General features: G+C 34.7%; 12 protein-coding genes and 3 pseudogenes. 8 read left to right on the top strand and 7 right to left on the bottom strand.

Annotated elements, in window-relative coordinates:
- Both E0H94_RS18970 and E0H94_RS17920 read left to right on the top strand, forming a co-directional pair.
- On the top strand, positions 1 to 552 hold a 552-nt coding region (locus E0H94_RS18970; protein WP_171462091.1), incomplete at its 5' end, for a YadA C-terminal domain-containing protein.
- 307 nt (positions 553 to 859) lie between these two features.
- Positions 860 to 1069: pseudogene (locus tag E0H94_RS17920) on the top strand (ISNCY family transposase); the annotation flags it as partial.
- 538 nt (positions 1070 to 1607) lie between these two features.
- On the opposite strand, the gene nadS reads toward E0H94_RS17920, so the two are convergent.
- Both nadS and E0H94_RS17910 read right to left on the bottom strand, forming a co-directional pair.
- Positions 1608 to 1880, bottom strand: a complete 273-nt coding sequence (nadS, locus tag E0H94_RS17915; protein ID WP_131327726.1) for a NadS family protein — start codon at positions 1878 to 1880, stop codon at positions 1608 to 1610.
- On the bottom strand, positions 1873 to 2193 hold the full coding sequence (locus E0H94_RS17910) for a type II toxin-antitoxin system RelE/ParE family toxin (protein WP_131327725.1): 321 nt from the start codon (positions 2191 to 2193) through the stop codon (positions 1873 to 1875). Before E0H94_RS17910 ends, nadS begins: the two co-directional genes overlap by 8 nt.
- Positions 2194 to 2727: 534 nt before the next feature.
- Between E0H94_RS17910 and E0H94_RS17905 the strand changes: the two genes are divergently transcribed.
- Together E0H94_RS17905 and E0H94_RS17900 are read left to right on the top strand one after the other, a co-directional pair.
- Positions 2728 to 4425, top strand: coding sequence for a DUF4394 domain-containing protein (locus E0H94_RS17905; protein ID WP_131327724.1), 1698 nt, complete (start codon positions 2728 to 2730; stop codon positions 4423 to 4425).
- Between the two features lie 16 nt (positions 4426 to 4441).
- Positions 4442 to 4620: pseudogene (locus E0H94_RS17900) on the top strand (type II toxin-antitoxin system RelE/ParE family toxin); the annotation flags it as partial.
- A gap of 635 nt (positions 4621 to 5255) precedes the next feature.
- On the opposite strand, the gene E0H94_RS17890 reads toward E0H94_RS17900, so the two are convergent.
- Genes E0H94_RS17890 through E0H94_RS17880 form a run of 3 tightly spaced genes read right to left on the bottom strand, consistent with a single transcriptional unit; the run spans position 5256 to position 7208 of the window.
- Positions 5256 to 5864, bottom strand: coding sequence for a hypothetical protein (locus E0H94_RS17890; protein WP_131327722.1), 609 nt, complete (start codon positions 5862 to 5864; stop codon positions 5256 to 5258).
- 7 nt (positions 5865 to 5871) lie between these two features.
- Entirely contained in the window at positions 5872 to 6537 is a 666-nt protein-coding gene (locus E0H94_RS17885) for a hypothetical protein (RefSeq protein WP_227548675.1), read from the bottom strand.
- A gap of 8 nt (positions 6538 to 6545) precedes the next feature.
- Entirely contained in the window at positions 6546 to 7208 is a 663-nt protein-coding gene (locus E0H94_RS17880) for a hypothetical protein (protein WP_131327721.1), read from the bottom strand.
- 277 nt (positions 7209 to 7485) lie between these two features.
- Between E0H94_RS17880 and E0H94_RS17875 the strand changes: the two genes are divergently transcribed.
- Positions 7486 to 7803, top strand: a complete 318-nt coding sequence (locus E0H94_RS17875; RefSeq protein ID WP_131327720.1) for a hypothetical protein — start codon at positions 7486 to 7488, stop codon at positions 7801 to 7803.
- Positions 7804 to 7990: 187 nt separating this feature from the next.
- On the opposite strand, the gene E0H94_RS17870 is transcribed toward E0H94_RS17875, so the two are convergent.
- Together E0H94_RS17870 and E0H94_RS17865 are read right to left on the bottom strand one after the other, a co-directional pair.
- Positions 7991 to 8692 carry a recombinase family protein gene (locus E0H94_RS17870; protein WP_131327719.1) on the bottom strand — a complete coding sequence of 234 codons (702 nt, stop codon included), beginning with the start codon at positions 8690 to 8692 and terminating at the stop codon, positions 7991 to 7993.
- Between the two features lies 1 nt (position 8693).
- Positions 8694 to 9011 (bottom strand): hypothetical protein, encoded by a 318-nt coding sequence (locus E0H94_RS17865; RefSeq protein ID WP_131327718.1) that lies wholly within the window; start codon positions 9009 to 9011, stop codon positions 8694 to 8696.
- Positions 9012 to 9882: 871 nt separating this feature from the next.
- Between E0H94_RS17865 and repM the strand changes: the two genes are divergently transcribed.
- From repM to E0H94_RS18950, 3 genes and pseudogenes are all read left to right on the top strand, one after another.
- The gene (gene repM, locus E0H94_RS17855) at positions 9883 to 10806 is read left to right on the top strand and encodes a replication initiation protein RepM (protein WP_131327717.1); all 924 of its coding nucleotides are present in this window, start codon (positions 9883 to 9885) and stop codon (positions 10804 to 10806) included.
- 84 nt (positions 10807 to 10890) lie between these two features.
- Positions 10891 to 11427, top strand: a complete 537-nt coding sequence (locus tag E0H94_RS17850; protein WP_131327727.1) for a plasmid replication DNA-binding protein — start codon at positions 10891 to 10893, stop codon at positions 11425 to 11427.
- Between the two features lie 369 nt (positions 11428 to 11796).
- Positions 11797 to 12533 (top strand): annotated as a pseudogene (locus E0H94_RS18950) (hypothetical protein); the annotation flags it as partial.

Here is a 12533-nt window from a genome sequence, read left to right as displayed (position 1 = left end):
CGTAATGCACGTATTGCTGGTGATGCAGCAACATTAGCTTCAGCAAATACTTATACAGATCAAGAAGTAACCACTGAACGTAATGCACGTATTGCTGGTGATGCAGCAACATTAGCTTCAGCAAATACTTATACAGATCAAGAAGTGACAACTGAGCGTAATGCACGTATTGCTGGTGATGCAGCAACATTAGCTTCAGCAAATACTTATACAGATCAAGAAGTGACAACTGAGCGTAATGCACGTATTGCTGGTGATGCAGCAACTTTATCTTCAGCAAATGCTTATACAAATCAACGATTTAATAATATAGAAACTAAATATCAAGCAGCAGTGGCGTCAAGTATAGCAATAGCTTCTTTACCTCAACCGACTAATGCTGGTTATAGTATGGTTAGCTTTAGTGTTGGTCAGTGGGAAAAAGAACAAGGATATGCAGTTGGAGTCAGTGGAGTAACTGAAAACAATAAATGGGTATATAAGGCTGCTGGAACAGGTAACAGCCGCGGTGACTTTGGTGGTGGTGTCTCTTTTGGTTTCCAATGGAAGTAAGAGATTGAATCCTATAGTAGTTTAATATTTATAAAACTACTGGAACTCATTTTCACGAAGTGATGATTTTCATCAGCACCCTTAAAATTGGACTTTCTTAGGTCTAACTTTAATGGTGCTTTTTTGATCAAAAAGTTAATAGAATGCATAGACCAACGTAATTTATTTAAACTTAACATAATGCACCCTTTCCAAAAGCTCAAATGTTAGAACCCAATTAAAGTGTCTATACTATCACCAATAAAAATGTCTGGTTTATGATGGCTTTTACCATCATGTACTGGATTTAAATATAGATGCTGGTCACTTGTCTGATAAAGAAATTCAACGCTTTGAAGTATTGCAAGACGTTCGAGATTATCGTATTACCCAAGTCCGTGCTGCTGAAATCCTCAATCTTTCCACCCGCTAAATTACCCAGTTATTGCAGAAGTTCAATCAAGGCGATATTCCCAGTTTAATCCATGACAGTCATGGTCAGCCCAGTCATCATCGTCATGATAAGTTATTAAAATCTTAATGTCTTTCCATTATCTCTGAATATCTGTTGGGATTTTCTCATTTTGGATAGCCCTCTTCTCAGAGCAGCACATCAAAACCTATCTTTGCACTAGAGTGGTTGGAGAGTAGTAAATACCATAAAACGCCTTTAACAAGCTTACAGAGCATTCTGTAGTTATATGGGTTTCTATATAAGAATTTGATTACTGTAGAAAGTTTTATTATTTATACCTTTAAAATTAAAGTTGAAAGATTCACAAAAATATTTAAAAATGATAAATTGTTAGCACTCTTCTTATGTTGAGTCATTAATAATATGGATTTAATTCTCATTGGAATAACTGTTCTGATTTTACTAGCTATTGTTTTAGCTATTTCAATCATTAATGACTGGAAAAGAAACAAATTTTCTTATAGGAAATTTAACGCCTCCAAATCTTCCAATTTATTTAAGAAATTTTTTAGATGCAAAAATAAATACTAAAGCACTCTTAATAAACACTAAATAAGAAAAAGCCCGACAGGATGTCGGGCTTTTTTATTATCTAAACTTCTTAAATCAGAGTGGGATGAGCATTCAGAATGCGAATTAGAGTCGCTGCAGGACCAGTCGGATAGCGACGACCTTGTTCCCAGTTCTGTAGCGTTCTCGCGCTGATATGCAAACGTGCAGCAAACTCAGCCTGAGTTAAGCCAGTTTTCTCACGTACTTCTTTAATATCTGGCAGTTCAAGCTCTGTGACTCGACTTGCCTCCACCTCATTGCGTTTGATGGCACCAGCTTCTTTGATCGAAGCAACTAAATCATCAAATAAGTTGTTATCCATGAAATTGCTCCTTCACTAATTGACGCAGGATCGAGGTTTCTTTATCTGTCAGATTATCTTTCATAGACTTTGGATAAGCCACCAAGAAAAAAATCTGATCATCCTCTGTGACCCAATAATAGATCACACGGATACCACCACTTTTGCCTTTATTGCCCTGAGCACAACGTACTTTACGAATTCCACCACCATTCTTGATTAAGTCGCCCTTATCAGGCTGTACCAAGAGATCTTGCTGGAGCTGACGATACTCTTCATCACTCACAAGCCCTTTGATTTGCTTGGTGAAAATACTGGTTTCAATGAATAACATAGGTTGAAGTACGTCAATGGCGTATAAGAATCTTAGCAGTTTTAGAACAAAAAAACGAGAGCTGATAGCTCTCGTTTCACATAACCGCCATTATGTTAATTTTAGAAATATCTAAAAATTATCGGCTTTCAACAACGCCATGACAGTCAGTTATCTGACTAAAAAGTGTTTAAAAAATTGGTGGCTATTCAGATCTAGATTTTGAAATGCAGTTTAATTTTGCATTTAGTTAAATACTTGATGTGAACAATCTGTGAAGTATTACCAAATAGATCTAACAATACAAAACAATAGCTATAAAACATATATTTACTAAAAAACAGTAAAAACATATGTTTAATTAACATGCGACAAACATTGAACTTAAAGATTTTCATTTCTATGCATTCTACACACTTAACAATAGAAAATGATCTTTTTCAAGTCTAAAGATACCTCGACGTGTTTCTCAGCAAAGCTGAGTTGTTTTAAATATTTAACCGTGTAATCAGAAGTTCTTCGAAATCAAATATCAATAACTAAGGAAAATTATACATGGAACTCAAAACACTCATCTGTACTCTCACCGCACTGGGTGGTATCGGATTAATTGGATGTAATGATTCAAATTCATCTGAGCCTATTACTCCAACAAATGCTACTGGTAATCTATTGGTACTGACCAGTAACGGTATGATTAGCTCACTCAATCATGACAAACCTGATTCACTGATTTCAAATATTAAAATTTCAGGTTTAGTTTCTGGGGATCAACTGGTTGGGATAGACCATCGTCCAAGTGATGGAAAGTTATATGCAGTAGGTTTGTTGGGTAATATTTACACGTTAAATCCAAGCTCTGGCGTGGCAACATTCGTCATTAAGATGACAGCTGATCCAGCAGATACGACCGATGGTAATGCAGCTTTTAGTAAAATTACTGCCAATCCCGATGCGCTTAGCGTGAATTTCAACCCTGCTGCGGATCGTCTAAGAATTATTGGTCAAGATGGTCAAAACCTAAGAGTCAATGTTGATACAGGTCTCACCATCACCGACGGAGAAATCAGTCGGGTTGGTGATGCTACAACTGAAGTCAGTGCTGCTGCTTATACCAATGCTTTTGCTGGAACGGCAAATACAAAATTATACAGTATCGATTCTGCGACAGATCGCATTTATCTGCAAAATGCAAATGCCGGAACATTAGGTATCTCTGCACCTTTAGGTCAGGATGTATCGAATAACGGTGGTTTTGATATTGACCCAATAAATAATATTGGTTTTGCCGCACTACAAGTCTCGGGTGCATATAAATTATTTCAAGTTAATCTTGCTCAAGTCGGAACGAGCAGTAACGCTATTTTTGAGGCGAGCGACTTGCCTAGCGAATATCGTCAAACTTCCATTCGTGGGATTGCGCTTAATCGAGCAGAAGATACCACTTCAAAAGGAATCGGGCTGACCAACAATAATTCTTTAATTCGATTTGAAATCAATCGTCCAAATGATACGACTGAACAAAAAATTACAGGCGTATTGGTTAATGAAAAATTCATAGGTATTGATTTTAGATTACGTACTGCTACTGATAAAACCAATACGCTATATGGTTTAACTGACCAAGCAAACCTGTATACCATTAACCCAAATTCTGGTGCTGCAACACTTGTGACTGCGCTTAAAGCAGGCACGGGTAGTAACTTTAGTACTCTAGACGGCACACAGTTTGCTGTTGACTTCAATCCAACGGCTGACCGTTTAAGAGTCATCAGTAATTCGGGGCAAAATCTGCGAATCAATGTCGATACAGGTGAAACCATTCAAGATGGCAAAATCAATGGGATCACAAATGCAGTGATTAGCGCTGCGGCATATACCAACAGTTTTAAAACACCTATTTCAGCTCTTAGCACCGAATTATTTAATCTAGATCAGGCCAATCAGTTACTGACGAAGCAAGTTCCACCCAATGATGGAACATTGGTGAGATTAGGTAGTCTTGGCGTGAACTTAAGCTTGAATGATGGTTTTGATATTGCTGGTGGTGATAATGGATTTGCTCTAGCGGCAATAAACAACAATAATGGTGCTTCTGTCCTATACCGTATAGATCTAAATAGCGATACAACACTAACAACTCCACGTGCACGTCCAGCAATTTCTGTCAGTGGTACACCTAATGTTATGAGCTCAATGATTGGTTCAAACACCACGCCCGCCTTGATTGATTTAGCGATACTTTTAAAATAGTTTAAAGAGTGGGCTTACCAAGTTAAAAGACCAACAGGCAAAAGACGCATATAGGTCCGAATTGATAGGGTTGAAGATGGAAACTTTGGAGATACTGAACCAGTCAGTGAAGGTGTCTCTGAATTACGTTTCTTCTTTGGACCAGGCTATAGGATTTATTACTGCAAGCAAGGGCAAAGGGTTGTTATTCTCTTAGACACGTTCCCAAATTTACTTGATTCTATTTAATATAAAATCTCTTATTCGAAATCTGAATTTTCCACTAAATATCCACCCATTTAACATAATGGCGGTTATACGAAGTACACTTGTATATGAATATAAATATCAAATACTTAAAAATTTCACCGAAGTTAAAAAACACCCAAAAAGCCGATTTTGAAACAAATCGGCTTTTTATTGAACGAATTTGTCACTTTCAGCCAATAAAATCGATCAAAAAACGTCCAAATTTTAACTTTTCCCTGATAACTCAATACATCCAGTCCCGAAACTATCCGCAATTTCTGCGGATAAACCTTGGGGTAAGTTTTGAGCAATCTTGTACGCTCAGGCTGACATGAATTAGGGAGCATTGCGTCTAGGCCACCACGGGGATTTTTCATATGATGGGGACATAGAGAACAGGATGTTCCAACACATAAAACAATAATGATAAGTGCAACACCAGGACGTGAGGTACGACAGGAGTTATACCTAAACACCCAATACGAAAAAGCCCGACAGGATGTCGGGCTTTTTTATTGCCTGAATGATTTCGGAGAATCCGTATTATGTTCATTAGAGAAAATCTTAAAGCTTATATAACTTTTTACATGACTTAAGCTAATTTATTCTTTCTGACTATCCTCGGCTTTTATAAAATTACCATCCTCATTTAAAAGCATTGGTTCACCATTTAAGTTTACAACGCTTAATCCCAGCTTATGTTGTAAAAACATATGTAACTTTTTTTGCTCTACTAATCCTGATTTAATAGCATCAAGTAACATTTTACTCAGCTCTTTCTCATTATATTTTTTTATTTTTTTATCTCTTAATGCTGATGTAATTAATGCACTTACTTTACCCATTCTTTCATAATTTAATTCGGTCATATCTTGATGTAAATTAGTATAAGTACTAATTACTGTATCACCAGGAGATTTTTTAAGAGTCAAACCGGACTGCTTTACTTTATCTTCATCAAAGTAAACTACTTGTATCCGATCTAATCGTTCTAACCTTGAATTGGTTATTAATGCAAGAATAGCTTTCTCTATTTCTTCATCAGTAGTATTTTCTACTGTCCACAACGATAGTTCATCTTTTGAAGTGCGTAAGCAAGATGTCAAAGCATCTGCTTTTAAAAAAGGCAAAACTTCTTCATCAGTTTTTCCGGCCAAAATCTCTTCTGATGGCCATTTTGATTTGCTTATCTTTCTAACACATACACCCATTCTGAAACTATACCTCTTTAGGATTTTCTTCGTCGTACATTTCAACTAATTCAATTCTATATTCATCTATCCATTGAGGTGCTAAATGTGCATTAGAAAGAACATTATGAAAAATTTCACTCATAACCTTTTCTTGTATTCTTAAAACGTACTCTTTGACTTCAGTATCTTTATGATTAAGTAAAATGCACAAATTTATAATAAAGTTATTATCTATGAAATCAGTAGCTACGTTTCCTAAAATTTTAACTATATTTAAAAGAGTTTTCGGATCATGGTAGGAGTCAATAATCCATTGAGCAACAAGATTAAGTGTTTGAATTTTATATAATTTAAGAAAAGATATAAACTCTCTTTCAATTGGAGATACATACTCGATTGGAACATCTTCAAATCTAAGAAAGTTTTCAAATTTTTCTTTGAAATTTTCAAAATCATTAATAAGCTTTCTTTCTACTATTTTCTTATTCTTCTCTTGAATATAAGATAAATCTGTAGAAATTAAAGTATTTGAATAGTTGACATCTTGAAATGCCTTACTTAATAAATTTTTAGAATAAAATTTATCCAATAAACCTTTATCGGCTAAAGGTTTATAGTCAATATCGATGGACGATTTATCAATACTTTCACGATAATTAGAGGACGTGTTAAAATTATTAGATATCAACATATATAAAATTAACCTTCTAAAAGTTCGGTAGCACCAATCAAAAAGTTTTTAATATCTGTAATAGTAAATCTGGCAGCATCTTTATCTGATACAGTATTAATATCAAGACTATAGCTTAAAATATTCTGAGGAGCCCCAGCTTCTTTAGAGATAAAATCATTAGCTTTAACAAAATTAACCAACTCTGATATCTTATCCAAAGGCTGTCTAATAACTGTTCTATTTCTATGTTCAATAATTTCATCAGCTAGGCCATTTTGTACCTTATAACTTTGAATATCTGCATCTAAATATTGTATTGTTTGAACAAAACCTAATCTTGAAGCTTTATCAAATTTTACTTTATCTTTAACTTTATTTAAAATTTTAATGAACATATCAACAATGTTACTTAATGAAATATCAGCAATGTTAGCATTATAAATTAACATATCAGGGCGAACTTGAAGAACATTCTGCTGATTAGCACTAACAAGATCTAATGATTTTGTTAGAGTAATGTTTTGTTTTTGATCAACTGTAAACTCAATTCTTTGTTCAGTTACTTCTTTAGGGAATAACTGAAACTCATTTAATAAGGTACTAATTTCTATTATATTATTTGGATTGGCAGAGAACGGTTCAAAGTTACCACTAAGTACAATTTGAATGTTTTTTACGTTATTTTCCATTACATACCCCGATAATTATAGTTGTCATTATATTTGTTCAATTTAACGAAATTCAACATCTTTTTATGTTAACATAATGAAAAATAATAATTTTAAGCAATTAAATATTTAACATAAAATCTCATCTACGAAATGCAAAGTATCGATTAGTCAGCAGATAGTCATTCAGATTGCTTCTGCTATGATATTGAACAGATTGAATGGCCATGATCGTGAACTAAAGACATGAACTACTTCGCAGAGGATCCCTTCTAGGTAATGCCACCTAGGAGGAAACATGAAAAAACTGAAATCTCAGTATAAAAAATCACTCAATAAACAAGGTTCTAGACACCGCTATTTCTGGCAAACCTATCCGAATCTCAGAAGTTGTGTGTTTAAACAGTTCAGTACACATCAAGAGCGTAGCTTTTATCGCTTACACCTCATTGAATACAAGAACTATCCTTTAAGAATTCGTGTTGCACGTGGTCCTGGTCTACCAGATGCTTGGGATGATTTACCCACCTCTGTTTATGATCTAGCGAAAAGCTGGAAACATAATTCAAAGCGTAAGCACCAATATTACAAAGAACATGACCATAATAAGAATTGAGGGCTTAAAGCCCTCAATTCTTATTATGTAAATTTGACTCTAAAAATCATAATTTCGTGGAACATTTCACAATATTCTAAGTTATTGATTTTATTTAAAAAATTATTCTATTTCTACATCTACAAGGGGGCCGTTGTAAATAATAAAAAATAGTTAAAAATCAATAACTTAAATTGCATTGGTTTTTCTATTCTACTTCTTCTAGTAATCTTTCAGGCGTAATATTTGAACGTTGAAGCAAGAAATGAACTGTACTTGCTTTCCATAGCTTTCCAGTTTTAGTCCGAATCTTTTCAGCATTTAAAATACGAGAAATTGCTGTATAACCTTGGCCTTCTTCATACATTTTCTTTATTCGACAAATGTTTGATGCCTCTTCTGGATGAATAATTAATTTTGAACCCTGTCTTACATACCCATATGGCGTAGGGCTATATACCTGATCTTGAGATTTTTTATACTGCATTGCCAGCTGGGTTCGTTCAGCGACTTGATCTCGTTCAAACTGATTAAATACAGCCAGCATATTGAAAATCATTTTTCCACTGGCGCCAGTGGTATCAATCTTTTCACTGAGGCTTACAAGGTCAGCACCTTTTTTTTCTATGATCTCACTAATTCGAAGTGTATCGACAACGTCACGACTAACTCGACTTAAGCTATAACAGACCAGGACCATGCCTTTTTTAATCTCATCTAGGGCTTTTTGCATCCCTTCTCTTTTTTCCAAAGATACACCACTAATGCCTTCATCTTTATAAATATGAATTAACTCATAATCATTAAGTGAAGCCCACGCACTGATTTTATTTATCTGAGCATCGATAGAAATACCTTCTTCAACTTGCTTGTCAGTGGATACACGTACATAGCCTATTGCTTTCTTCACACTAAACCTCATCGCTCATAAACTGAAATCCACGTTCCTTTGCAAACTTTCCTAATACATCAATGACAAGATCCGTTGCTGAGCTATATTTATTATTTAAACGTGAATATGCATAAATCCAAGTGTGTAATTGTTCAGGAATATCGCAATTCAGACGTTTAATTTGAAAGTTATCAATATGCTCTTGAGTATGATCCTGGATAAATTTCACAGCTGACTTCTGTTTTTTATTGACCAATTTAGATTTATAGGGACCTAAAACAAGAGAAATTGCTTCAGCTTCAGGTATAAAAATTTCTATTTGCTTTCTAGAACGCATTTTAATAATGAACTAATTTTAAAGTTTGAATGATTATACATATATAAACGTATAATTTTTAAAGATTTTTACCTATAAAATTATAGGCAAATTCCTATAATTTTATAGGTAATTTATGAAAATAGTTATATTTTAATACTTTTCATATAGCTGGAACTATTTTCCCTCTTATATCTATAAAACACGTTTAAATGCGTTCTAATGGACTTATTAAGCAAAATACAGAATCCATCAAGAAAGTTTGAAAACAACTAAAAAAACGCAAATGGATGTGAAATAGGGCCCTTTTAGGAATCATCTCTATATAAACAGAACGAGTGTCTACGAGTGGGAATACTAAAATTTGCGTCTAGACTCGTTGAAAAACAGCTTTTTAGGCTGTGAAGCCTAAATAAGCGTAAATCATATGTAGAAAATTGAATCTAGATCGAGCGTAGCGAGTAAAAAAGCTTTATGAGCGAAGCGAATTCCGAGTTGCTTTTGCTCTTTCTTAATATCACAACGAGATTAATCAAAAAATTGCCCCGACGAATCGAGCGAGAGCGAGATTCAATAGAGTTTGAGCATAGCGAAAACCAAGGGCAATTTTTCATTCCCTGGGCTTTTAATTATTATTAATACTTTTAAATGCTTTTAGACTTACTGAATCTCTTTGCTGATAAGGCTTTCAGCAGTAATATGACTACGTTTACCTACCAATATGACTACGTTTACCTACCAATATGACTACGTTTACCTACCAATATGACTACGTTTACCTACCATAAATCTACAATATTTTTTTTGTAGATTTAACTACGTTTACCTTGCATAAATCTACATATTTATTAATATAGACTTATATTCATAAATAATAATGTAGACAAATAAAATGCGGGATTTAGTTGTTAAAGATAATGCATTAATCAATGCAAGTTATAACTTGGACTTAGTAGAACAACGTTTAATCCTACTGGCCATTGTCGAAGCAAGAGGTAGTGGTAGAGGTATCAATGCAAATGATCCTTTAGAAGTTCATGCAGAGAGTTATGTCACCCAGTTTAATGTTGCGAGACAAACAGCCTATCAAGCCCTCAAAGATGCTTGTAAAGACTTATTTGCTCGTCAATTTAGTTATCAAGAGATAAATAAAAGAGGAAAGGTTGAGAATGTTCTAAGTCGTTGGGTTAGTGAAATTAGATATATCGATGATGAAGCAACGGTTAAGTTAATATTTGCACCTGCTATCGTGCCCCTTATTACTCGTTTAGAAGAACAATTTACAAAGTATGAGCTTCAACAAATTAGCCACCTTAGTAGTGCATATGCTGTACGTTTATACGAATTATTGATTGCTTGGCGTAGTACAGGCCAAACACCAATTATTGAGCTAGCAGAGTTCAGACAAAAGATAGGTGTTCTCGATGATGAGTACACCAGAATGGGCAACTTCAAAGATCGGGTATTAAACCTAGCTATTACCCAAATTAATGAGCATACGGATATTAAAGTTAAATGTGAGCAACATAAAAAGGGACGCAATATCTCAGGTTTTTCATTCTCATTTAAGCAAAAGAAAGTGGTTGCTGCTGGTAACAAAGGCTCAACCACCCTTGATCTATTCTTGAAACAGACCGATGCACAACGTCACCTCTTTGCTAATAAGCTCTCTGAACTTCCAGACATGAATAAATATTCTCAAGGTACAGAAAGCTATGCACAATTTGCAGTTCGAATTGCAGAAATGCTGCAAGATCAGAACAAATTTGAAGAACTTCTTCCATACCTAAAAAAAGTAGGATTTAACACAAAATAAACTTCATGTTCAGGTAGGATGTTCACATGAACATCCTTGTACACGCACTGAGGGATTCCATTGAACACAACAAAATTTAGCGTTATGGACGCTAGTAAAGCCTTTAAAAAATCACGTACAACAATATACGAAGCTATAAAAAATGGTGAATTATCAAGGGATCATGATGGTCTTATAGACTTATCTGAACTTATCAGAGTTTATGGAAATCCGTCAGGTGTTCAGTCCAGTACACACACTGAACACGTACAGAAGGATGTACATGTACACGTCCAATCAGAAGTCGAAATTGTATTAAAAGATCAAATTTCTTTACTAAAAAATCAGTTGGACTTAGCCAACCAAAGAGAAAAGGCTTTGATGCAGCATATCGAGGATCTTACGCATAGAATTGAGTTTAAAGGACATCTTGAACAACCAATCACTGAAGCGAAAAAGGAAGAGTCTATCCAGCCAAATACCACGTCAGCACAACCAGAACCCAATACTGCTGACATGAAAGATGACGGATTGACTACTCCGGAGCAGCCGGAAAATAAACGGATTCCAGTGCCAGAGCATGTCGAGCCTGAACCACCGAAAAGAGGCTTTCTGAGTCGTTTTTTCTTGCCGAACGGCTGAGGGGATTATTCAATCTGGCTAAGCAAAGGCGTGGAACTTTGTATATAAAATAGGCGTGGAACGTGAAGAATCATGAAAAAGCCGCTCTAGTGCGCTGAACCCTAGAACGGCTTTGATTAAGATATTGATGCTTATAGGAAAATTTCAAGCACTTCGTATAACGTGCATTATGTTAATTTTAGATAAACTAAAAAAGATAACCTAAACAATCCCCAATTTATCTAGCAAAATTATGTCAATAAAATGAGCAGTTTTATTCATATCTTTTAAAAAAAGAACTCCAAAGTAAGCTAAATTCTTTAACACACCTTTTTGAGATGAAATTTGTAAAATATAAATTTTATGTGAAATATTACGCATATTTATAAATTGGATATTGAAAACAAAGTTTTATTTTGTTTAAATTCTGTGACTTTATTATCATTATCAAAGTTAAAAAATTCTCTTAAATTAAGGATGTGCTGCAAAATGTTAAAGGGTTTTAAATTATCTATAATTGCAATAGCGATCAGTGCTCCACTTGCTCACGCTGATATTTCATTAGGCAGTGATGCAAACCATGTATCTGTAAATGTAAATACAGATGACGGAAGTATAGGTGACTTTACTGTCTATAACGGTACAAATTCACAAATAGCAACTTTTACATCTGGTAAACTTGCTACACAAATAACTACGGGTAATGGTAATCAACTAACAGTTAGTAATAGTGGTGTTTCCTTAAGCAATTCAAGTAACGGTCCCATTACTTTATCTGGAGTAGCTAATGGTGTTAATGCAACTGATGCCGTGAATGTATCTCAACTTAATAACCTAAGTAGTACTATTTCTACACAAGCAAATGCTTATACAGATCAAGAAGTAACCACTGAACGTAATGCACGTATTGCTGGTGATGCAGCAACATTAGCTTCAGCAAATACTTATACAGATCAAGAAGTGACAACTGAGCGTAATGCACGTATTGCTGGTGATGCAGCAACATTAGCTTCAGCAAATACTTATACAGATCAAGAAGTAACCACTGAACGTAATGCACGTATTGCTGGTGATGCAGCAACATTAGCTTCAGCAAATACTTATACAGATCAAGAAGTGACAACTGA

The organism is Acinetobacter sp. ANC 4173 (assembly GCF_004331255.1).
Taxonomy (GTDB): Bacteria; Pseudomonadota; Gammaproteobacteria; order Pseudomonadales; family Moraxellaceae; genus Acinetobacter.
The sequence above is the reverse complement of the archived record's forward strand: the minus strand, read 5'-3'. Positions and strand labels throughout refer to the sequence as shown.